Consider the following 21068-nt stretch of genomic DNA (forward strand, 5'->3'; position numbering starts at 1 on the left):
CATAAAGTCGAACGCTTGAGAGTATAGCGACGCTAGAAGTAGGTGGGGCCTTCTGAAGTTTGTGGTGTCTAGGGCGACATGGCTCTCAACAACTACTATTTGGCATTCCCAACCAGGCGGCAATTGTCGGGTCATCGAACCAACTAGGCTTGACCAACCGAATGAGCGCGGAGAAACGACAGCATCCGATCGGCATCATGGAGGCTCACTTCCTTCACTTCCACACCAAACAGAGATCCCGCCGTCCAGGCGACCGTCGCTTCCGAAACAAACAGGGGTTCCTCCTCGTCCAGGACATATAAAAACAAGGTCAACTCCATACCAATTTTGACGGGACAATTTCCACGAATGCCCAACCCACCTTCGGATAGGTCAACAGCACTACCGTCTCCAATGAGAACATCGTCCCCATTAAGGCCTGAGTACATAAGGCCAAAAGAGACACAGCTCCTTCTCATTCTGCGGCGCTCAATCGAATGAGATGAGCAAGGCGTTTCTGATCGTCTTAAGTGCTTCATCTGCCCCATCGCTACACCTCCTGGCTGTATGCCTGTTTCGAATTGTCGGATCCCCACCAGTTCCTATGATTCTTGCCTCCCGCATTGCCAGTCTGCAAAATCATTTCCTTTATTTGGAGATCTCTTATGGATGAAGGCTAGCGCTCAGAGTCACTCTTGGCTTCCCACTAGATGAGGGGTAGCGCCAAAACCAAAAGTGGGGTGAATATAATTGACAATAAATCCATGTGTTATGTAACCGCTTAAAGGGAGGCCTCGTTCAGGACGCAGTATGAGAGACCTTAGAAGATGACGAGCGTTCTCAGCGAGCACATGAAAAGGATCGTGACTATTACGGAGGGAGCAGAGACCCGTCTACATGAGGCGAAATCGAGTTCGCTGATTGCTCACGGTGTGGTGGGAGATGCTTTTCCAAATGAACGATTGCAGCCGCTTCCGATGGTCTCGGTTCAGATCCATGAATCGGACGGAAAACTGACAACCTGACACCCACACCACATGCGCCGATTTCAATAAAAGCTGGGGTAATCCATCGGGGAGCGCCATGGTAAGGGTCAATAATGTTCCACGCGTTACCGGACGGTCGCTGATGACGTGGCAACCAGAAACGGAGATGTTTTTTGTGAGTCCTTCGCCTTGATGAGGCTGTGTCGGAACTTCACCGACATAACGTACTCGACACGTGACGGCTACACGTTCGGCATAACGGTTATCTAAAGGCACGTAAGATTTTCGGCCACTCATCGTCGGTGTCACCATCATAGCTTTGTTGGGAATATTGTCCTAATCAATTCAGCAATGGAGCCTGCGGATCAGAAGCGAGGTGGCACGCCACCTTTAAGGAATATTTCTGGTGGCAAGAGAGACCACCTCCTGTCCGATGACGAGAATTACTGGCGAATCTTTGCCCAGGCTTTTTGGTACTCTTCGAAGGAATCGACTTCCATCCATCCCTTAAAAATCGGTACGGCTTGGATGCGATAGTCCTGGTCAATCAGTTCTTGCAGCATATCGGTGAAAGATGCCTTGGCAAGGTTTGCTGACTCGTGGAACGGGGATGATTGATGCTGCTTCTGGGCCCTGTGGTAGCACTCGCGAAGGGCTTGAGTGCCCTTCTCTGAGAACATGGCCATGCCGATAAATTCACCATGCGCCAGTTCGCGTGGAAGCTGCTGGCCAATCTTAACTACCTGGTGTTCACCTTCCGGCATCACAAATCTGGATAAATAGCTTTTGCCGGGTGGGGCGGCCAGTGAGACAAGATCCGGGTTAAGATGGGTCGGCTGAGCATTGCGCTGTTCCTGATCAAACCAGGCCAGGTCGACCACCAAAGCAATGTCGGCGGGACTCTTGAGCAACTTTTCAAGGATCGCGGTATCAAAGATGATATCGCCGTACAGGACAATGGTTCGCCCTCTTAACTCATTTTCAGCACAGAAAAGCGAAGCTAGCTCACCGGTTTCCTCATAACGATCATTGTCGTAGTAGCGAATATTGGGTAGCGAGATCGCTTCTTTCTTATACCCGCGAACTAAAGCGATTTCTTTGATGTCGCATTCGTTGAGTGCGTTGATCTGACGATCGAGGATCGTTTTCCCTTTAATGTCAAGCAGACACTTTGGCTTGTCCTCGATCAACGGCAGGAGCTGTTTTTCGAACCCAGCGGCGGCGATAATCGCGGTGATTCGTTCGCTCCCCACCGGCAGGAACTGTTTCTCGTCTTGCTCCATTTGTGGGACACCGACAATGTCGTACACTTCAGGTAGCGTGACGATTCGGTCGTTCGCCGCTCCGGGGCGCGTGTCCTTCTTAATGAGATCCAGCGTGTCTGTGATCGCACGAATGGCCGCCCGGACTGGTTGGTTGGCATAAATGATGATCTTTGCTCCGGCTTCCTCCATTTGGGCCGCGGTGGTCTGGTCAAAAATCGTCGGGACCACGACCAGCGGGGCGCGCCCGGACCACAATTTGTATACAGCCTTCAGTTCGTCGAACTTTTTCGATTTCGAATGGATAAGGACTGCGTCGGCACCTGCGTCTGCATAAGCCTCAGCCCGTTTCAGTGCTTCTTCCTGTCCCCACCCAGCGATGAGGGCCTCGGTTCTGGCAATGATCATGAACTCCGGGAAAAGCTGAGCGGCTTTCGCCGCTCGAATCTTGCCGCAGTGCTCTTCGATAGGGATCAATTCACGTCGAACCCCCGCGTAGAAACTACAGCGTTTGGGGTAGACGTTGTCTTCAATACAAATAGCAGCCACACCGGCCCGCTCACGGTCGGTGACGGTCCTCATGACATTCAGGGCGTTCCCATACCCGGTGTCGCAATCAGCGATCACAGGGATATTCACGGCCTCAACGATATTCCGTTCGACATCGAGCTGCTCGCTGGAGGTGATAAAACTGGCGTCGGGGATGCACTTTAGAGAGGCCGAAATGGCGAACCCACTTGCCCAAACACCGTCGAAACCGGCACGTTCGATGAGACGGGCGCTGAGTGCATCGTGGGCCCCGACTATCTTCAGGGCACCCGGCCTGCTCAAGGCAGCCCGAAGTCTTGCGGCGTTGGTCATATGGGCCACATGATGCGAAAGCGTACGGTGCTTGTCAATGGAAACTTTTGTCCGGCCTGGTTATGGCGGGGTCGAAAGGCTGTAGGCGAGGTCTCGTCAGCGAGCTTCTCCGGCAGCAGCTGACTTTCGCAAAATACGATGCGCGATCGACCTCATTTTCAAATCGTCATGTCACTTCCGTAAAGAAAACTATGCCAAACATAAACCTTGATCGTCTTTCAGGGAATGTCTTCGAATCCGTTCCGATCGTTTACGATGGAAACGCTCAATGTGGACGGTCATGAGTCGCATAGGCAAAGCATGACGATCGTCGATCGTGTGACTTGCTCAGATTGAGGCCTTCATCGAACTACTGCGCAAAATCGGTGATGTAATCGTTGAACCGTGGTGCGAGCGAGCGACTATCGATAAAAATGTAGCCACGTTCTGTACCGGCTTGATATGTCAGATTGATTTCGGTGTCGCTCCCGCGCCAGTTGTATTGTTGAGTAAGGCCCCGCGCCATTTGCCCTGGAATGCGCTCCAGCCGACCGAAGCGGTTTTCCAAGAAGCTCAGTACCTGCCGATGAACCTGGTCCCCTTGATAGCGAATGATGACTCGCGCGAATTGATCGTCCACCGAAAGATAGAGGATCCTGGTCATCTCGGTTCCCGCGAATGACAATGGCTCTGTTCTGTAGAGATATTCCATGATATGCGGATCTGCCTGGATCGGTTCCAGGTCCTGGCGAGAAGATAATGAGGTGCCCCAAGGAATGTCGTGGAATCCCTTCGGGTCATCTGTCATGGGAACGGCCCATACTGAGCCAGCACCGATCACGATCGTAACGATCAGGACCAACGGCCAAGTAAGCGATGCTGGTCGGATAGGGTCCTTCATCTCTGGAAGCGGATCAGACAACAACCGCATTGGCACCAACGCTAACATGCAAGAGAATTCAACTCAACCGAGGATCGTTCTTGAGAACTTCGTGGGGCGCATCTTATAATGCGCCGGTTTCCGCGAGACGGTATCAGTACTACTCCAGGTAGAAACTTCCAATGATTGAAAGCGACGTGTTCGTACAAGCCCTGCAGGACATGGGGGTCAATTTTTTCACCGGCGTACCGGATTCTATTCTCGGCGGAGTCATTGCGGAGCTCATGAACCGTCGGCTGTACACCCCTGCGGTCCGAGAGGATGAAGCGGTCGGTATGGCTGCCGGTGCTTATATGGCCGGGAAAACGCCCGCCGTGCTCATGCAGAATTCTGGACTCGGCACCTCTCTCAATACGCTCATTTCTCTGAATATGATTTATAAGCAACCCTGCATCCTGATTGTTTCATGGCGGGGTCAAGGGGGAAAGGACGCTCCAGAACATCTGGTGATGGGAGAAGTGATGCCTCAATTGCTCGATACAGTCAAAATTCTGCACCGTACCTTGACCGAAAAAACGGCCGTCGCCGATTTCAGGTGGGTGGCTCAGACGTTCATGCAGCACCAGATTCCGGTCGCGTTGCTCATCACGAAGGGCGTCGTGAAGGGGTTGCATCCGTGAACGTGGGCGGGTCATGCATCACTGGTCGGTCGCTGATCGAACGGCATAAGCGGCCGCCAGCGTCAGCGATTCACGGTTGGCGCGTAAGGTGGGAAGAGGTGGTGAGATGAGACCCGAGCAAGGCACATTGATCAGCCGAGCGCAGGCTATGGCGGCCTTACTGGAGCTGCTGACCGATCAGCCCGTCATTATCTGCAACGGGTTTCCCTCGCGCGAGGCGCACAAGATTGCGGATCGGTCCACTCATTTCTACATGATCGGCTCCATGGGAAATGCCCCGGCGATCGCACTCGGTGTCGCACTCGCAAAGCCGAATAAACAGGTGATTACCTTCGATGGCGATGGGAATGTCTTAATGGGAATGGGCACTCTCGCAACGGTCGGCGCGTTGAAACCGAAAAACTTCATCCACGTCGTATTCGACAACGAAGTGTACGGAACGACCGGGAACCAGCCCACAATCTCCAACGTGGTCCCGCTGGAGAAAGTGGCGAAGGCCGCAGGCTACGCGAATGTGGAACGGGTACTTGATCGCGATGATCTCGTCTACGAGTTCAAGGAGATGCTGAAGAAGGATGGGCCAAGCATGTTGCTCATCAAGGTGAACGAATTTGTGGAAGATGCCGGCCGTGTTCTGCACGATCCGCCGGACATCACTCGCCGGTTCATGAAAGCGATCGACTGACGTGACTCGTGAAACGTTATTCGTGAATCGCTAGTTGGTGCGGGAAGAACAATCCGTACTTTTCCGATTAACGATTCACGGTTGACGAATAACGGAGAGAAGCGTGGTTCTTCTGAATCCCGGGCCAGTGAACGTGTCCGAACGGGTACGGCAGGCACTGCTGAAACCTGACATCTGTCATCGAGAGGATGAATTCTACGAACTGCTTCACCGCATCCAAGCCAAACTGCTCAAAGCCTTTGTCCCCGAAGCTGAATCGGACTATGTCGCCGTCGTGATGACCGGATCAGGGACGGCTGCCGTCGAAGCCGCCTTGATGTCGTCGCTTCCTCACGGCCGCCGTATGCTCATCCTCAACAACGGCGTCTATGGTGAACGGATGTCCCAAATCGTGGGCCTCCATCGCCTGGGGGTGAACGAATTGAAGTATGAATGGACGGCTCGGCCCGATCCGGAAAAATTACTGCTTTCCCTGCGTCAGCATCAGGAAGTGCACGCCGTCGGCATGGTGCACCATGAGACCACCACCGGCCTCCTCAATCCTGTCCACGAGATTGCCGAGGTCGTCGATAATCAGAATCGGGTGTTTGTGCTCGATGCCGTCAGTGCGTTGGCGGGCGAGACAATCGACATCGCACGGTCGCACATCTATATGGTCGTGGGGACGGCAGGAAAGTGTATTCAGGGGTTTCCAGGCGTCTCGTTCGTGCTGGTGCGGAAGGGGTTCGTCGAAAAAATGCGCTCGTACCCGAAGCGCTCGTGGTATCTCCATCTGACCCATTACATCAACAACGAGGGGCGAGGCACGATTCCCTTCACGCCCGCGGTGCAGGTCTACTATGCCTTCGACGAAGCACTCAACGAACTCCTCGAAGAAGGCGTGCCCAATCGAATCCAACGGTACAAGACGATGGCGACCCTGATCCGTGAACGAATGGCCAAGCTCGGTGTGAAGGCCCTTCTCCCGACGGACCGACAATCGAATACCATCACGGCCTATCACCTGCCGGATGGCGTTGCTTACGACGCGTTGCATGATCGTCTGAAGCAGCAGGGCTATGTCATTTATGCCGGTCAAGGCAACCTGGAAAACAAGATTTTCCGCGTGGCCAATATGGGGGCATTGTCCGAGGCGCAATTTGGCGGGTTTCTCGACGCCTTCGAGCACGTGTGCAAATCGGCATGAAGGCGGTCATCCTTGCAGCGGGAGTGGGAAAACGCCTGTGGGAGGTGACCCAACATCGCCCGAAATGCCTCATCGAGATCGGCGGCCGGTCACTCCTGTGTCGCTACTTAGAGTCGCTGGTTTCCGTCGGCATTCATCGGGCAGAGATCGTCGTCGGGTACAAGCAGGAGATGATTCGTGCGGCGGTCGAACAGGATGCGTGTGGCGTCAACGTCACGTTTTTGGTCAACGAGCAGTTTCACAGAGGCAGTATTTCCTCGCTGTGGATCGCACGAACCGCGCTCGACGACGACACTATCGTGATGGATGCCGACGTGCTGTTCCATCCGGAGATCCTACGGCGTCTGGTGTCGTCGTCCTCTGAGAATGCGCTGTTGATGGATGAGACGGTGAAGCAGACCGGAGAAGAATGCATGGTGGTCGTGGCAGGGGGGAGAGTTATTGCGCTGACGAAGAATATGCCGGAACAGTATGACTACGCCGGTGAAGGGGTTGGATTTCTTCGAGTTCGGCATGCCGACACACCTCGTGTTGTTTCGTCGCTCCGAGGCTACATCGACAGCGGTTCGTGGGATATGGAGTACGAGGACGCGCTGCGGCAGTATTTTCAGGACGTGCGGGTCGGTCATGAACGGATCGGAGGGTTGCCCTGGACCGAGATCGACTTCATCGAAGACGTACGAAAGGCTGAGTTGGAAGTTTTGCCAAGATTATGAGAAAGTCTTCACCATGGGAGGATGCCCGATAGAATAGAGAGGGGACCTGCGCAAGAGAGCACTGGTGATCGCGCATCGCTGCCTATGAAAACATGAGTAAGAGCATCCTTCAGAGGAGAGCCGAGATCCAAGGACTGGCGACAGCGATTCTGCTGCCATCTGTCGGGGTATTCGGCGGTCCGATCGGGCAACAGGTCCGCGACGTGGGACCTCTGACGAGCGTCGTAGGGATCGGGCTCTTTCAACGGACCGTGCTCACCCTGCAACGGGCGGGGATTCGTCAGTTAATCGTCCTTTCCGGTTCTGAGGAGGAGCAGCTGAAACAGGCGCTCGGCAAAGGGCCGCGCGTCACGATTCCCGTCCGATGGATGCCGATCCGTGAATTTCCTCTCGACGATCCTCGGACATGGGAAGCCTTGGCGGCCGAAGTGCCTGGCTTTGCGTTGGTCGCCAGCGTCAATAGCGTATTCTCTCGGGGGTTGATCGAACGGTTGCGGCGTGACGTGCAGGACGGTCAGGCCATCGTGGTCTCTCAAGCCCCACCGGGGCAGGTCGATCAGCTCCTGGTGCAGTGCGTACGATCGAAAGTTCAGTCCGGTCGCCCGGCCAGCTTCGCCCCCCTTCGTTTCGACGATCCGGCCTTACGTGTCGCCGAGCTGGTAGTCGTACCGGCAAGCCTGATGAGCACCGCCGATCAAGCGGCGAGTGAGAAAGGAAGCCCTCCGATCCGGCAGTGGCTTGAGCGGGCTGTTGTGGATGGTCGAGTACGTGTCGTCTCGGCTGAAGAGAAACGGGGTAATTGGTATCAACCAGTCCGAACCGTGTCCGACGTCCACATAGCCGAAAAGAAGTTGTTCAGTTCGCTCAAGGGGGAATTTGAAGGGTTCGTCGATCGCTATTTCAATCGCAAGATCTCTCGCTGGTTCACACGCCTGTTTCTCGTCATGGGGCTGTCGCCCAATTCCATCACGATCCTCGCCGGATTAAGTGGATTGCTTGCCGCGGCCGGGTTTGGGATGGGTACCTACAGCGCCGGTATTGTGGCAGCCCTCTTGTTTCAATTGGCGGCCATCATTGATTGCTGCGACGGTGAAGTCGCGCGATTGACCTTTACCGAGTCGCCCTTTGGTGCCTGGCTCGATGTTGTCTTGGACAACATCGTGCATATGGCGATTTTTGCGGGCATCGCCGTGGGCCGCTATACGACCCACATGGGACAAGCGGACGACTGGCTTCCTCTTGCGCTAGGCGTCGCCGCGGTGTTCGGTAACGGCCTCTCGCTCTTACTTGTCGAAAAGGCGCACAAGATCAAAGCGGCGAGTGGCTGGAGAACCCCTACCCATGCAGCCTGGGCGGATGTCCTGTTAAAGAATGTCGCCAGCCGCGATTTCTCAGCGGCCTTACTGGGCTTTGCGCTGTTCGATCAACTCTATTGGTTTCTGCTCTTTGCGGTAGCCGGCACATGGCTGTTTGCCGGCATCATAGCATGGGTCATCCGTCCATCTGCAGTCTCATCCCCTCGGCCATAAATGCCGCATTCGCCGTCCGACTAACGTGTTACGCTATATCCTACTAGCCCTTGGCCTCGTCGTTCTGAGCCTGCTTATCTGGCATATCGGACCCGCCAGCATCTATGAAGCCGCTATACGACTCGGTCCTATAGCTTTGCTCGGCATCCTGCTCCCATCTACCATCATGTATTCCATTGAAGCCTATGGGTGGAAAGTGGTGCTGGGGCGAGCGGCACAAGGGGTTCCGTTTTGGCGACTGCTGACGATTCGGACCGCCGGCGAGGTGGTGAATATGACCACTCCGGCCTACCTGGGGGGCGAACCGGTGAAAGCCTTTCTGCTCAAAAGGTACGACGTTCCCATGGCAGAGGGAGCCGCTTCCGTCGTGATCGCGAAGACGACCATGACAATCGCCGAGGTGTTCTATATCCTCATGGGAATCGCCCTTGCTTTCTGGATGCTGGGTGCTGGGAGTTCAGCGGGTCAGACGATCACGGCTGCTCTGTTGAGCGTCGGACTGCTGGTCTGTTCAATCGTAGGATTTGTCTTTATCCAGCAGCGTGGACTCTTCGCATCGATTCTGTCATTGGTCAAGAAACTGGGCGTACGAATCCGGTCTCTGGAGACGCATGAAGAGCACCTGCGCTCGATCGACCAGACGATTCGAAATTTCTACAGCCACCATCAAAAGGCCTTTTTTGCGTCGATGGCGTTGTACTTTTTGGGCTGGATGGCCGAATCGTTGGAGGTGTTCGGGATTATTTATGTACTCGGCGGTTCAGTGAGTGCGTTGTCCGCCCTCTCTATAGGAGCGCTCGCGGTTTTTATCAAGGGGGGCTCCTTCTTCATCCCCGGCAGCCTGGGCGCTCAAGATGCCGGCAATCTTCTGTTGCTTCAAGCTTTCGGCTACAGTGACGTGACGGGGATCACCTTTGCGCTGCTGCGACGGTTCCGTGAGCTCGTGTGGATCGGCATCGGGCTGTTGTGTTTGGCGATGGTTGGAAAAGGCAGGATACCGCAGGATCAAGAGGTTAAAAATCCTTCCTGAGCGATCGTTTGAAGCCGTTCGACCATCCGATCCCATACAAACCCGTGGAGCCGAAAATCCGCCGCTCGCCCCACCTTGTGAAACTGAAGCCCCATTCGATTCCCTTGGACCCATCGAACCTCTGCCTCTTCGACTGGGAGTGACTGTGCCTGATCTGGGAGGATCAGCCGGACGCGGAGGGTGGTCCACCGCGGCGCGGCACCGGCACACTCGATTGCGCAGCCGAACACGGTGAGGTTCATGACCTTTCCCTCCGCGATCGTGTCCGCATCGGAAAACATCACGGGGTATTGCACGGCCAGGGGGACTCGATAGTGGTGTCGAAAATAGGGATATGTGGGTTCCACGGTGGCCCAGTCTAGTCGGCCTCGCGTGACAGAATGAATCCCCCTTTCGCGGGGACGAAGCGGGGTCCTCAGAATTGCGCGAATCCTACTCACAGTGAGGGCTGTACCCATTCAAGCGGAGTAGTGCTTAGTGAGGTGTTCTCGCTGAAATTGGATTATATGTCTGATCAGCAGTTCTCGATCCTGAATTGCCATCCTGACGAAGCGCCCATGGAGACGATACGTGTTGACTGGGTAAGCGATGGGATCAACACGCAACACTTCGAGGTAGGACTTAAAGAGTACTTGGCCGGGAAGGAGCAGGGTGCAGGAGAGAATTTCGTTCACCTCGAAGGTCTGGTCGAGCGTGACGCCGATGCCGCCGCCGCTGATGTTGACGGACCGCTGGATGAGCGTTCCCTCCGCCTGGTCGCTCTCAGACTGAAGACAGATGGCCAAGGGGACGGTGATGCGATAAAACTCGCGGCGCTCTGCCGGAGAGGGCTGCGAAGCCTGGGTATCCGATGGCATGGTGGAGAGGAGTATAGCAAAAAGCAGCTGCTTCTTAATCTCATTTGGCGAGGAAGAGTATCAGGAAAGCCGATGCCTCGCCCCTCTACGGCTGGTGGCCGACGCGGCGACCGCTCAAACGTGGCCACCCCTCCCATCATCCGGGATTCCGCAGTTGATTGTCGATCAGGGGGAGGCGCCAGTGGCGTGCGGCGTGAATTGGAGCGCCCGTACGGAGGTGTCCGTCCGCTTCGGTGGCGGTTGCGGGGTCCTCGTCGGCCTCGCTGAGCTCCCAGTCCAACTAAGGAATCTGAGCTGAGTCTCGCTGAAACTCTGTGCCGATGGGCAGATTCAGGCTAGGGCGTAGCTAAATTCTCAGGCTGGCAATAGCAGCACTATTCGTTCTTGCTTCGACAGAGGAGGGCGAAGGAGCTGCCCAGGGCGAGGCCACCAAGGAAGGTCAAGCCGAGGATCACACCGAGCAGCGAGTTGGGTGGCCCCGCTTGGCGACGGATATATCGGTGGGCTTGGGAACTGACGGTCGCTTCGCCACCGATCCAGGTGCGCGGGTCGTCCGTCGCGGTCTCGGTTGGATCGGTCGCGGATTTCATACGTCTCTCCCTTCATCGAGCGCGATACATTCGTCGATCAACTGTTCTAATCCGTCCAGTTCCTGCTGCGTTACTCCGAGAAACCTCACGCCGAAAGTCCGATCTACCGCCCATCGGACCTGGGCTTGCTCGATCACGATCGGGGTGTCATCCCCCGGCGTGAGGAGTTTGACGCTTATCTGCTTTCCCGATTGGACATCGAGAGAGCTTTCAATCCGGGCACCGCCGAGCGACAGATCAACGGTCTCCCCCTTCACCTCGTGCGAGTTCGCCCGAAGCAAGCTTTTGACCTTTGCAGAAACTCGATAGTGCCGACGTCTCTCCATAGAAGGTAGAATACCTCTTTCACAGGGGAAAAGCACCTGGCGAGCCTCCCAAGTCGCTGATTGTTCATGCATTCCCTTGCAAGTCGTCGAATCTTTTCGTAAGGTACGGCTCGATGGATCGATCTCGTTCGCGCCAGATACTGCTTGCCTGCGCGAGCGGACTGCTCTTGCCTCTCTGCTTTCCAAAGTTTGACCTGGGATTGCTGGCCTGGATCGTCCTGATTCCCCTCCATCTCGCGCTTGATCAATGCTCCAGACAGCGGGCCTTTTGGATCGGTTGGTTGAGCGGAATCGTTGGATTCACCGGGATCATGGCATGGGTCGTCACCGCCATGACGACCTATGGCAAGGTTCCGGAGATCGTCAGCTACGCTATCTTGATGCTACTCACGCTGTATCTCGGACTCTATGTCGGGCTCTACTGTGTTGCCGTCGTGTGGCTGCGTGAACTCATCCCGCGCTACGGGATTTTTTTTGCGCCCTGCTTTTGGGTCACACTCGAGCTGTTCCGTACCAACCTGCTTTCCGGCCTTCCATGGTGCCTCCTCGGCTATTCGCAATATCGCGAGCTGGACCTGATACAGGTGGCAGACCACACCGGTGTGTACGGCATTTCTTTCCTCATTGTCCTGGTCACTGTGGCCTTCGCCGAGTTGATCTTGTGGATCATGCCGTTTTTCCGAGGATTTCATCCGGTCCAGCTGCCGTGGGAATTGCTCACCACTGCGGCCGCCTGCATGGTGCTCTCATGGTTCTACAGTTCGGCAGTCCTGAGTGCTAAGGATCTGGGCCATCATAAACCCTCCATTACTGTCGGCGTCGTTCAACCGAATATCGATCAAGCCGTGAAGTGGGATGCGTCATTCCGCGATGAGACGATGCGACGGTTCGACCGGCTGACGGCCCAACTGGGAACCAGTACCGACTTGGTCGTGTGGCCCGAGGCAGCCACGCCGTTTATTTTTGAGCGGGAGAAAGAGTATCAGTTGCAGCTGATCGCTTGGGCGGAACGTGCGCAGGCACCGATCCTCCTCGGCAGCCCGGCATTGAGATTCTACCCTGATCGCCGCCCCTACCTCTTGAACAGCGCCTATCTGCTGGGAAGGGACGGCACAGTCCTCGGCCGTTATGATAAGCACCATCTCGTGCCGTTTGGAGAATACATCCCCCTCAAATCCTCGCTCCTGTTCTTCCTCGATAAACTCGTCGAAGGGATCGGCGATTTCGAAGCAGGACCGGGACCGACGACGCTCTCGATCAATCCGAAATCCTGGAACACAGAACGGTCGACCGGCACCAGGTCCGTCAAGTTCGGCGTGGCGATCTGCTATGAAGTGATCTTCCCGGATTTCGTCCGGCAATTTGCGGCGAACGGTGCGGAGTTTCTGGTGACGATCACGAACGACGGATGGTTTGGACCGTCCTCGGCCCCTGCCCAGCACTTTGCCATGGTCGTCTTTCGCTCAGTAGAAAATCATTTGGCCTTCGCGCGCGCCGCCAACACGGGAATTTCCGGCTTCGTCGATCCGTACGGACAGATCATCGAAGCGACGCCCCTTTTTGTCGAGCAGGCATCGTACGCCACGATCCCGACCAGACAAACCCGCACCTTTTACAGCTATTACGGCGATGTGTTTGCCCACACCTGTGTTATAATCTGCGCGCTTTTGATTTTGGTCGGGTCTTTCCGCACGAAGGAACCAGCCCTGACGGCAGTCACACCGGCATGACCGAAGAAGGAGAATCGTGACATGTTAGAGGACGTGGAAGTTCGTGTTCGTGCAGTGGCGGAACAAGTCGCTGAACTACGGGGGCATCTTTGACTTCGCTCACATGAGGGCCGACCTACAAGAACTTGAGGCGCAGATGGGCCAGCCTCACTTCTGGAACAATGCCCGCGCCGCCGCAGGGGTGAGCCGGAAAAAATCGGCGATCGAGCGAGAGCTGAAGCAGTGGCGCGATATCGAGACTACAATGGGCGATTTGGACGCACTGCTGGAGCTTGCCCGCGAAAGCGGGGACTCGGCCCTTGAGACCGAGTTGACCGGTGAACTGAATCAGCTGGAGCCGCGCCTCGCCACACTGCGCGTCGAGCTGCTCCTCTCGGGAGAACTGGACCCCAATAATGCCATTGTGGCGATTCATCCTGGTGCGGGTGGAACGGAATCGCAAGATTGGGCACAAATGCTCCTTCGGATGTATGTGCGGTGGGCGGAACACAAGAAGTTCAAGGTAGAAACACTGGACCTATTGCCCGGCGACGAAGCGGGTATCAAGAGCGTGACCCTCTCCATCACAGGATCGCATGCCTACGGATACCTGAAGGCGGAAGCCGGAGTCCATCGTTTGGTACGCATCTCCCCGTTCGATTCCAACAAACGACGACACACCTCGTTCGCGTCGGTCTTCGTCTATCCTGAGCTGAGCGAAGACATCGATGTCGTGGTCGAAGAAAAAGATCTCCGGATCGACACCTTCCGTTCGGGTGGCGCAGGCGGCCAGAATGTCAATAAGGTCGAAACCGCCATCCGCATCACTCACCTGCCGACCGGTATCGTCGTGCAATGCCAGAACGAGCGGTCTCAGCTCCAGAATCGAAACGGAGCGATGAAGATCTTAAGGGCTCGCCTCTTCGAATTGGAACAGAAGAAGAAGGAAGCCGAATTCAACGCCATCGTCGGCGAAAAGAAGGACATCGCGTGGGGCAGCCAAATTCGTTCCTACGTGTTTCAACCTTACCAACTGGTCAAGGACCATCGAACCGGTCATCAAATCAGCAACGTTTCATCCGTCATGGATGGAGACCTCGATAGATTCATTGAAGCCTTTTTGACGAAGAAACTGGAGAAAGGAAGCGATCACCTCTCACCGGTGGGCGGACCGGAAGACGACCTGTAGCGGGATTGCCGAAGGGTAAGAAGGGGAAAATGGATGAACTGAACGAACAGCGGCAGCAACGGATCAAGAAGCTCGAGCTCCTTCGAAAGGCCGGCGTCGCTCCCTACGGCAGCCGTTTTGAGGTCAAGGATCGGGTCGGACAATTACTCACGCTGCATGGCGAGAAGACCAAGGAGACCTTGGAGCAAGAAAAGGTCTCGTGCACGGTCGCGGGACGGGTCGTCGCCCTGCGGCGTTTCGGGAAGGCCGGGTTTGCCGTGCTGCAAGACGGGTCCGACCGTCTCCAAGTGTACCTCAAGAAGGATCTCCTCTCCGAACAGGCTTACACCATCGTGGAACAACTCGACGTCGGGGACTGGATCGGCGTCACGGGGACGTTGTTTCGTACGAAAACGAACGAGTTCACGGTCGAGGTCCGCAGTCTGACGTTTCTCAGTAAAGCGCTCCGCCCGCTTCCCGAAAAGTGGCACGGCCTGACGGACGTGGAAACCCGATATCGACAGCGCTATGTCGATCTGATTGCCAACCCTCAGGTCCACCAGATCTTTTCAGCCAGAAGCCACATCATCGCCGGCATCCGAGCCTTCCTCATAGAGCGCGGGTTCCTCGAGGTCGAAACTCCGATGATGCATCCTATTCCCGGCGGCGCGACGGCCAAGCCTTTCGTCACGCACCATAACGCACTCGGCGTCGATCTCTACTTGCGTATCGCGCCTGAGCTGTATTTGAAACGGCTGATCGTCGGCGGTTTTCCGCGCGTGTTCGAGATCAACCGCAACTTCCGCAACGAAGGCATCTCGACGATTCACAATCCCGAGTTCACGATGCTGGAATTCTATGTGTCGTACGCGGATTTCCAGGACCTGATCACCCTCACTGAAGAACTCATTTCTGGCTTGGCTCGACAGATTCACGGCAAGACGGTCATTCCATACCAAGGGAACGAGATCGTGCTCACGCCGCCGTGGCGACGATGGTCTTACCACCAGGCCATCCTGGAGGTGAATCACCTCGACCCAGCGGTATTCCACGATCGAGAGCAGGCATTGGCGGCCGCCAAACGGCTGAGTGTGCCGGTGGATCAGCAGGCATCGTTGTTCACGATCGTGAACGAAATTTTCGAGGAAACCGTCGAACCCAACCTCCAACAGCCCACATTCATCACGGACTATCCGATCGAGATTTCTCCGCTCGCAAGGCGGAAGGATGCGGACCCGAGTCTGACCGATCGATTTGAGCTTTATATTGCCGGGCGAGAAATCGCCAATGCCTTTTCGGAGTTGAACGATCCGCTGGACCAGCGTGAACGGTTTGTAGGCCAGGCGACCCAGAGGGAGGCGGGTGATGAAGAAGCTCATCTCGTCGACGAAGACTTTCTCCGCGCCCTTGAATTCGGGATGCCGCCGACCGCCGGAGAAGGGATCGGAATCGATCGATTGATCATGCTGTTCACCGACCAGGCCTCCATCCGCGATGTTGTGTTTTTCCCACAGCTCAGACCAGAGAAATCGTAGTGGCGCTCCCTTATGAAATCTTCGTCGGACTCCGCTACCTGCGCGCCAAGCGCCGCAACCGGACAATCTCGCTGAACACCTTCGTGTCGGTGGCCGGGATTACGCTGGGGGTGGCGGCGCTGATCGGGACGGTCGGCATCATGACCGGTTTCCGAGAAGACATTCAAAGCAAGATTCTCGGCACGACCGCACATATCGTCGTCCAAGAACGCATGAAAGAGCACATGACGGACTATGACCGTCTGACCGACAAGATCCAGACGGTACCAGACGTCGTCGCGGCCACACCGTTTGTGTTCCGCCAAGTGTTACTCACTACCCAGAGCGGCGTACAAGGCATCATCTTGCGCGGGATCGATCCAAAACGAGAAGCCAATGTCACCGAACTGGCCAAGAACATCACGGAAGGTCAGCTGCTGGACCTGCTCACCCCGATGAAAGTGATGCAGACCCCGGCCGATGACCCTCAGGGCGAGCTTCGAGCCGTTGAAAAACCAGGCATCATTCTCGGCAAGGAGTTGGCGCTCAGGCTGGGGGTGTTTGTCGGCGATACGGTCAACGTGGTCTCTCCCGTCGGCCCCATCAGCGCGATGGGGATGGTCCCCAAGATTCGAACGTTCGCCGTGGTCGCCCTGTTCCATTCTGGAATGTTCGAGTACGATTCATCATTTGCCTATATCGAACTCGGCGAGGCACAAAAATTTTTCAATCTGGGCGCGAGCGTCACCGGAATCGAAGTCAAGGTTACGGATGTGTTCCGTGCCGGAGAGATTGCCCACAATATTGAACAGGAGCTGGGATTCAGCCACGGAGCCAGAGATTGGATGCAGATGAATCGCAATCTTTTCTCCGCCCTGAAGCTGGAGAAGACGATGATGTTTCTCCTTCTTGTCTTGATCACGATCGTGGCCTCATTCAATATCGTCAGCACCTTGACGATGATCGTGACGGAGAAGCAGAAAGAGATCGCCATCCTGAAGGCGATGGGCGCCACGAAGCGCAGTATCCGGCGCATCTTCATGCTGAACGGATTGATCATCGGATTTGCGGGGACCGGCATCGGCATTCCCTTGGGCTACGCGTTTCTCTGGCTGATTCAAACATTTTGGACGTTCGATCCAAGCGTGTACTACATCTCCACTATTCCGGTTCATGTGCTGTCCGAGGACGTGCTCCTGGTGGCCGGGTCCGCCATACTGATCAGTTTTTTGGCGACGGTGTATCCGGCCAATCAGGCCGCGAAGTTGGAACCGGTCGCCGCATTACGCTATGAATAGATCCGCAGGACTAGAGAGTGAGGACCGAAGACTGAGATTAATAAGATCGGAATGATTAAAGTTACGAACCTCCACAAGTCTTTTTCGATGGGGTCCTACGAATTGCCCGTCCTCAAGGGGATCAACCTTGAAATTCAGCGCGGCGAGCTGGTAGCGATTGTGGGAGCCTCCGGAGCCGGCAAGAGCACGTTGCTCCATATTATCGGGACCCTTGATAAACCGACCGGAGGTACTGTCACATTCGATGGGCACGACCTCTTTCGGATGACGGATACACAGCAGGCGGAATTCCGGAATCGGCGGATAGGGTTCGTGTTTCAGTTCCATCACCTACTCGCCGAGTTCACGGCGTTGGAAAATGCCTGTATGCCGGCCCTCGTGCAACGTCGCGAACCAACCTCCGTCAAGGCCGACGCCACGACTCTTCTCACGGAGGTCGGATTAGGGCATCGCCTGCTTCACAAGCCAGGAGAACTCTCAGGCGGCGAACAGCAGCGGGTCGCCATGGCACGCGCGTTGATGCAAAATCCGGACTTGGTCCTGGCCGATGAACCGACCGGAAACCTCGACACACACAGCGGGGACGGGTTGTTCGGATTGATGCGCACCTTGAACAAGACACGCGGCACGACGTTTGTCATCGTCACGCATAACGACAAGCTCTCCGCCCAGTCCGACCGTATCATTCACATGCAGGATGGCCAAATCGTCTGATCGATCGGGTACCCCCATCGCGGCATCCTTTCGTCCTCGTTCGACTCCGGTGTTTCTAGACTATGCGCCAAGGCGCCGCCACGCAGGACGACGCCGTATGCGGTGTGGACCGGGTGCGTTTCCTTGACGAACTACCATCCCTTCTCTAGACTCGCTGGAATGCCCTCTCGTTCGCTTCGCGTAGGCCTGTTGCTGGCCGCCTCAGCGTTGCCGTCTCATGTATCAGCGGCGGAATTTGTAATCGTAGGCCCTCGCCCTATGGGCATGGGCGGGGCAGGCGTCGCCGTCACAACCAATGCGCTCGCCACCTATTGGAACCCAGCCGGCTTGGCCATGACCCAGACCGTGGATATCCGTGCCCAGGGTGGAGGACTGGCGTTTGATCGCCTTGGCTTAGGTGATGCCCTGCATGATCTGGAGAACTTCGATACCAGCGATACATCTCCGGCCAATCTGGCGAAGGCGCAGTCTATCGCCGATCGTGTCAACCAAGCGGGCGCCAGTGTTTCCGTCAACGGGTCCGCCGGCCTGTATCTCAAAGGACACCTTGGTGAACATGCGTTCGGATTCAATGTATCCGACGTCGCCACTGGGGGCGGATTCGTCTCGACACCTGTGCAGGTATCCCAACCGGGTGGTGCCGGCACGACCATCAGCCTGGGGGGCCAGATGGCGCTACGTGGCCTCGAAGCCAGGCAGCTGGCGTTTTCGTATGCCTATGCCTTTTTCGACAAAACGTTTTCAATCGGAATCACCGCGAAAGTCATTCAAGGCGCCGCCTACAATGGTTCGACCGATCTCCAAGGAGGGAGCGGGGTCAGTACGACCGATCGTTTCGGCAAACCAAGCATCTCTTTGTCCTATGGCATTGACATCGGAGCAATCTATCGCCCGACCTCGTGGGTGAGGTTTGGAGTCGTCGCCAAGGATCTCAATAAGCCTACCTTCGATGCCGCTGGCGGAGGAGAGCTCCAGTTAGACCCGCAGGTCAGAGCCGGCGTTGCTGTCAACCCCTATTCTTCTTTGACATTGGCGGCCGATGTGGACGCGACCTCGAACAAGACCTTTGTCCCCGGGGTGAAAAGCCAGCTTCTGAGCTTAGGCCTCGAGCAAACGGTCTTGTCTGAATTTCTTTCATTCAGGGTCGGTACTTTTAAGAATATGCAGGATGCGTCCACTCCCTTTGTTCCTACGGCAGGGTTAGGCCTGCGGTGGTTTTCCTTCCGTGCAAATGCCGGCGGAGGATATGATTTCCGCGAAAAAGGCGCTCTCGTTTCCGCGTCTATTTCATTGACGTTTTAATGGTATACTGAACCCATGCTGTCTCGCCCATCTGCGCACATCACATCCGCGATGATGCTTGTTTTGCTGCTTGGAGGTTGCGGCGGTTTGCAGGAGGTTTGGGAAGGCCCCGGGGCCAGAGTATTTCGACCGCAGTCCATCGCCGTATTGCCACCGATGGCAAGTCAATACGACAGCGCTCGTGAAGACATTCAAGATGTCCTGGCTGGAGCACTCAACCGTCAGGGAAATATCGAACGGGTCGTTTCGCCCGAGAACGTGACGGATATCTTTCAGGCCTCAAAGGAGGCCTTTGATTCGCTCGTGTTTTATTTCTCTCGTCTGGAGATGACTGGTCAATCCGATAAAGAGTCGGCCATCAAGCTCGGGAAGGCCCTCAACGTCGATTCCTTTCTCGTGGTGCGGGTCAATTCGTGGGAATACGTGCGGAAGGAAGGAGACAACGTCGGGCGAGTCGGGATGAGCCTACGGTTGATCGATGCCACGACCGGCACGACGGTGTGGAAAGCGCGCCACGAACGTTCGAACAGTTATATGTTCGTTAAGCCGAGCCTAAAGGACATCGCAAAAGAGCTTGCCGTCGAGATGATCAAGTACATGCCTCCGCAGCCCAAGCGCTAGCCAAGAGTTCAGAATCTCCCCAGCTCACCCTCTTTTTTTTCGATATGGCGCCACATATTTCAGCGCTTGGAGCTGGAGAAGGAGTGGCTTCATTGTCGGTTGCCTTTACCCTGCAGCAGCAGGCCCCTCGCCCGAGTGTCGATGCTGACAAGCAGCTCATGGAGACTAAAGAGCAGAATGGCTCCCTCGCACATCATGCGCCACACCAGATTTCCCACCAGTAGGACTAAGATTCCTCCGAGGCGAGTGAGAATCGGGCCAGTCTCATACTCATTCAAGGTCTCCGGGGATAGAATCGACAAGAGCCCTGCAGCGGTAATGAAGCAGGCTCCCACGATATAGACCACTTTAATGAGTTGCGGGGTCACCAATTCCCGAAAGGCAAAATACTCGGCATAGAAGCTCGTGTACCTCGCAGAGTTAACTTGCTGTGGAGCAAATGCATGCTCACAGATCGAACATTTCGTTGCAGATACGTCATTTTCTGTCGAACATTGCGGGCATTTCATGGACTCTCCCTTCAGTCAGCGGTTCAAATAAGATATGCGATGACGCTTGTTGCACCTCATATAACCTTGTGCCACGAGGCGAGGGCAGAGCCTGCTAATGGGTGACCGGCTTCGCCAGTCGCTGCCCCATCTCAATGATATCGCCCAACCGTTCAAAAAGGTTACGTGACTGATGCGAGGTCAAACCGTTCTTGTTGAATGGTTAAGAATAAGGTCAGCCCATGCTCTATGTATTTTCACCATCCTGAGGATTCACGGAGCGACTGATTGTGGAATAATAGAGGCCCACGACTCGACCAATTTCGGACAGACTGTAGCCATGTTCCAGATGCGCACGGCGAATGGCCTCCTTACGTCGCGCGCGGTCCGTATGAGAACCGGCGAGGAAGAGGTGGGATGCGGTGGTCGGGCCGCAAACCGTTGTTGCCGGAGAATTTCTTTGAAGGGTCGCTTGTCCCGGAGTTCACCCCTCAGGCGTTCGACGAATCGCTCACTACCGAGCAGCACTTGTCCTTGAACATGTTCCCAGGGCGAACCATGGCCGATCCCCTATTTCCTTTCGAAGGGCTAGAGCTTAGGTATCTTCAGATCCTTGCAGATCCTGCCTGCCAGATGATTGGTAATTTCAGTGTGGCGAGGGACCGCTGAACGGTATTCAGAGAAGGCTGATGCCACCAGGAATGGTTA

The 21068-nt window shown here is 55.7% G+C and carries 23 protein-coding genes; 14 read left to right on the forward strand and 9 right to left on the reverse strand.

The features are described from left to right. Nucleotides 1-143: 143 nt before the first annotated feature. The 4 genes from P0120_05690 to P0120_05705 all read right to left on the reverse strand — a co-directional run bounded on the left by P0120_05690 (nucleotide 144) and on the right by P0120_05705 (nucleotide 4016). The gene (locus P0120_05690; protein ID MDF0673819.1) at nucleotides 144-527 is read right to left on the reverse strand and encodes a PilZ domain-containing protein; all 384 of its coding nucleotides are present in this window, start codon (nucleotides 525-527) and stop codon (nucleotides 144-146) included. Nucleotides 528-872: 345 nt separating this feature from the next. After that, nucleotides 873-1262 (reverse strand): PilZ domain-containing protein, encoded by a 390-nt coding sequence (locus P0120_05695; protein ID MDF0673820.1) that lies wholly within the window; start codon nucleotides 1260-1262, stop codon nucleotides 873-875. Nucleotides 1263-1408: 146 nt separating this feature from the next. After that, a complete protein-coding gene (locus tag P0120_05700) occupies nucleotides 1409-3088 on the reverse strand; it encodes an isocitrate lyase/phosphoenolpyruvate mutase family protein (GenBank protein MDF0673821.1) in 1680 nt (559 codons plus the stop codon). A 349-nt stretch (nucleotides 3089-3437) separates the two neighbouring features. Further along, nucleotides 3438-4016 carry a hypothetical protein gene (locus tag P0120_05705; protein MDF0673822.1) on the reverse strand — a complete coding sequence of 193 codons (579 nt, stop codon included), beginning with the start codon at nucleotides 4014-4016 and terminating at the stop codon, nucleotides 3438-3440. Between the two features lie 113 nt (nucleotides 4017-4129). Here P0120_05705 and P0120_05710 point away from each other — a divergent pair, with 113 nt between their 5' ends. From P0120_05710 to P0120_05735, 6 genes are all read left to right on the forward strand, one after another. Continuing rightward, a complete protein-coding gene (locus P0120_05710; protein ID MDF0673823.1) occupies nucleotides 4130-4627 on the forward strand; it encodes a thiamine pyrophosphate-binding protein in 498 nt (165 codons plus the stop codon). 106 nt (nucleotides 4628-4733) lie between these two features. Beyond that, nucleotides 4734-5312, forward strand: a complete 579-nt coding sequence (locus P0120_05715) for a thiamine pyrophosphate-dependent enzyme (GenBank protein MDF0673824.1) — start codon at nucleotides 4734-4736, stop codon at nucleotides 5310-5312. A 103-nt stretch (nucleotides 5313-5415) separates the two neighbouring features. Beyond that, entirely contained in the window at nucleotides 5416-6498 is a 1083-nt protein-coding gene (locus P0120_05720) for an aminotransferase class V-fold PLP-dependent enzyme (protein MDF0673825.1), read from the forward strand. Further along, the gene (locus tag P0120_05725) at nucleotides 6495-7214 is read left to right on the forward strand and encodes a phosphocholine cytidylyltransferase family protein (protein MDF0673826.1); all 720 of its coding nucleotides are present in this window, start codon (nucleotides 6495-6497) and stop codon (nucleotides 7212-7214) included. The genes P0120_05720 and P0120_05725 overlap by 4 nt, the downstream gene beginning before the upstream one ends. A 92-nt stretch (nucleotides 7215-7306) precedes the next feature. Continuing rightward, on the forward strand, nucleotides 7307-8743 hold the full coding sequence (locus P0120_05730) for a CDP-alcohol phosphatidyltransferase family protein (protein ID MDF0673827.1): 1437 nt from the start codon (nucleotides 7307-7309) through the stop codon (nucleotides 8741-8743). Between the two features lie 25 nt (nucleotides 8744-8768). Beyond that, complete coding sequence (locus tag P0120_05735) at nucleotides 8769-9773, forward strand: lysylphosphatidylglycerol synthase transmembrane domain-containing protein (protein ID MDF0673828.1); 1005 nt, start codon at nucleotides 8769-8771, stop codon at nucleotides 9771-9773. Here P0120_05735 and P0120_05740 read toward each other — a convergent pair. The 4 genes from P0120_05740 to P0120_05755 all read right to left on the reverse strand — a co-directional run bounded on the left by P0120_05740 (nucleotide 9749) and on the right by P0120_05755 (nucleotide 11546). After that, nucleotides 9749-10120 (reverse strand): PilZ domain-containing protein, encoded by a 372-nt coding sequence (locus P0120_05740; GenBank protein ID MDF0673829.1) that lies wholly within the window; start codon nucleotides 10118-10120, stop codon nucleotides 9749-9751. The two genes, P0120_05735 and P0120_05740, sit on opposite strands and share 25 nt — an antisense overlap. A gap of 111 nt (nucleotides 10121-10231) precedes the next feature. After that, nucleotides 10232-10630 carry a PilZ domain-containing protein gene (locus P0120_05745; protein ID MDF0673830.1) on the reverse strand — a complete coding sequence of 133 codons (399 nt, stop codon included), beginning with the start codon at nucleotides 10628-10630 and terminating at the stop codon, nucleotides 10232-10234. A 374-nt stretch (nucleotides 10631-11004) separates the two neighbouring features. Next, on the reverse strand, nucleotides 11005-11220 hold the full coding sequence (locus P0120_05750) for a hypothetical protein (GenBank protein MDF0673831.1): 216 nt from the start codon (nucleotides 11218-11220) through the stop codon (nucleotides 11005-11007). After that, nucleotides 11217-11546 carry a PilZ domain-containing protein gene (locus P0120_05755; protein ID MDF0673832.1) on the reverse strand — a complete coding sequence of 110 codons (330 nt, stop codon included), beginning with the start codon at nucleotides 11544-11546 and terminating at the stop codon, nucleotides 11217-11219. Before P0120_05755 ends, P0120_05750 begins: the two co-directional genes overlap by 4 nt. Before the next feature lie 113 nt (nucleotides 11547-11659). On the opposite strand from P0120_05755, the gene lnt reads away from it, so the two are divergent. The 7 genes from lnt to P0120_05790 all read left to right on the forward strand — a co-directional run bounded on the left by lnt (nucleotide 11660) and on the right by P0120_05790 (nucleotide 19872). Next, nucleotides 11660-13276: an apolipoprotein N-acyltransferase gene (gene lnt, locus P0120_05760; protein MDF0673833.1), complete on the forward strand. Its 1617-nt coding sequence runs from the start codon at nucleotides 11660-11662 to the stop codon at nucleotides 13274-13276. 21 nt (nucleotides 13277-13297) lie between these two features. After that, nucleotides 13298-14444 (forward strand): peptide chain release factor 2 gene (prfB, locus tag P0120_05765; protein MDF0673834.1). Its coding sequence is split into 2 segments (ribosomal slippage): nucleotides 13298-13366 and nucleotides 13368-14444, totalling 1146 coding nucleotides; the frame shifts between segments, so codons are not numbered across the junction. A gap of 29 nt (nucleotides 14445-14473) precedes the next feature. After that, nucleotides 14474-15958, forward strand: a complete 1485-nt coding sequence (gene lysS, locus P0120_05770) for a lysine--tRNA ligase (protein ID MDF0673835.1) — start codon at nucleotides 14474-14476, stop codon at nucleotides 15956-15958. Next, nucleotides 15958-17235: a lipoprotein-releasing ABC transporter permease subunit gene (locus tag P0120_05775; GenBank protein MDF0673836.1), complete on the forward strand. Its 1278-nt coding sequence runs from the start codon at nucleotides 15958-15960 to the stop codon at nucleotides 17233-17235. The genes lysS and P0120_05775 overlap by 1 nt, the downstream gene beginning before the upstream one ends. A 51-nt stretch (nucleotides 17236-17286) precedes the next feature. Then, nucleotides 17287-17949 (forward strand): ABC transporter ATP-binding protein, encoded by a 663-nt coding sequence (locus P0120_05780; GenBank protein MDF0673837.1) that lies wholly within the window; start codon nucleotides 17287-17289, stop codon nucleotides 17947-17949. A 159-nt stretch (nucleotides 17950-18108) separates the two neighbouring features. Next, entirely contained in the window at nucleotides 18109-19251 is a 1143-nt protein-coding gene (traF, locus tag P0120_05785) for a conjugal transfer protein TraF (protein MDF0673838.1), read from the forward strand. A gap of 51 nt (nucleotides 19252-19302) precedes the next feature. After that, a complete protein-coding gene (locus P0120_05790) occupies nucleotides 19303-19872 on the forward strand; it encodes a hypothetical protein (GenBank protein ID MDF0673839.1) in 570 nt (189 codons plus the stop codon). Nucleotides 19873-19961: 89 nt separating this feature from the next. Here P0120_05790 and P0120_05795 read toward each other — a convergent pair whose 3' ends face one another. Then, nucleotides 19962-20381, reverse strand: a complete 420-nt coding sequence (locus P0120_05795; protein ID MDF0673840.1) for a DUF4282 domain-containing protein — start codon at nucleotides 20379-20381, stop codon at nucleotides 19962-19964. Nucleotides 20382-20777: 396 nt separating this feature from the next. Here P0120_05795 and P0120_05800 point away from each other — a divergent pair, with 396 nt between their 5' ends. Further along, nucleotides 20778-21029 (forward strand): hypothetical protein, encoded by a 252-nt coding sequence (locus P0120_05800; protein MDF0673841.1) that lies wholly within the window; start codon nucleotides 20778-20780, stop codon nucleotides 21027-21029. The last annotated feature ends 39 nt before the right edge of the window (nucleotides 21030-21068 follow it).

The sequence above is a fragment of the Nitrospira sp. genome, from assembly GCA_029194675.1.
In the GTDB taxonomy this organism is placed as follows: domain Bacteria; phylum Nitrospirota; class Nitrospiria; order Nitrospirales; family Nitrospiraceae; genus Nitrospira_D.

Coding starts and splice junctions, on each gene's coding strand:
- P0120_05690 (MDF0673819.1), bottom strand. CDS start 527: ATGGGGCAGATGAAGCACTTAAGACGATCAGAAACGCCTTGCTCATCT.
- P0120_05695 (MDF0673820.1), bottom strand. CDS start 1,262: ATGAGTGGCCGAAAATCTTACGTGCCTTTAGATAACCGTTATGCCGAA.
- P0120_05700 (MDF0673821.1), bottom strand. CDS start 3,088: ATGACCAACGCCGCAAGACTTCGGGCTGCCTTGAGCAGGCCGGGTGCC.
- P0120_05705 (MDF0673822.1), bottom strand. CDS start 4,016: ATGTTAGCGTTGGTGCCAATGCGGTTGTTGTCTGATCCGCTTCCAGAG.
- P0120_05710 (MDF0673823.1), top strand. CDS start 4,130: ATGATTGAAAGCGACGTGTTCGTACAAGCCCTGCAGGACATGGGGGTC.
- P0120_05715 (MDF0673824.1), top strand. CDS start 4,734: ATGAGACCCGAGCAAGGCACATTGATCAGCCGAGCGCAGGCTATGGCG.
- P0120_05725 (MDF0673826.1), top strand. CDS start 6,495: ATGAAGGCGGTCATCCTTGCAGCGGGAGTGGGAAAACGCCTGTGGGAG.
- P0120_05730 (MDF0673827.1), top strand. CDS start 7,307: ATGAGTAAGAGCATCCTTCAGAGGAGAGCCGAGATCCAAGGACTGGCG.
- P0120_05745 (MDF0673830.1), bottom strand. CDS start 10,630: ATGCCATCGGATACCCAGGCTTCGCAGCCCTCTCCGGCAGAGCGCCGC.
- P0120_05750 (MDF0673831.1), bottom strand. CDS start 11,220: ATGAAATCCGCGACCGATCCAACCGAGACCGCGACGGACGACCCGCGC.
- P0120_05755 (MDF0673832.1), bottom strand. CDS start 11,546: ATGGAGAGACGTCGGCACTATCGAGTTTCTGCAAAGGTCAAAAGCTTG.
- lnt (MDF0673833.1), top strand. CDS start 11,660: ATGGATCGATCTCGTTCGCGCCAGATACTGCTTGCCTGCGCGAGCGGA.
- lysS (MDF0673835.1), top strand. CDS start 14,474: ATGGATGAACTGAACGAACAGCGGCAGCAACGGATCAAGAAGCTCGAG.
- P0120_05780 (MDF0673837.1), top strand. CDS start 17,287: ATGATTAAAGTTACGAACCTCCACAAGTCTTTTTCGATGGGGTCCTAC.
- traF (MDF0673838.1), top strand. CDS start 18,109: ATGCCCTCTCGTTCGCTTCGCGTAGGCCTGTTGCTGGCCGCCTCAGCG.
- P0120_05790 (MDF0673839.1), top strand. CDS start 19,303: ATGATGCTTGTTTTGCTGCTTGGAGGTTGCGGCGGTTTGCAGGAGGTT.
- P0120_05795 (MDF0673840.1), bottom strand. CDS start 20,381: ATGAAATGCCCGCAATGTTCGACAGAAAATGACGTATCTGCAACGAAA.
- P0120_05800 (MDF0673841.1), top strand. CDS start 20,778: ATGCGGTGGTCGGGCCGCAAACCGTTGTTGCCGGAGAATTTCTTTGAA.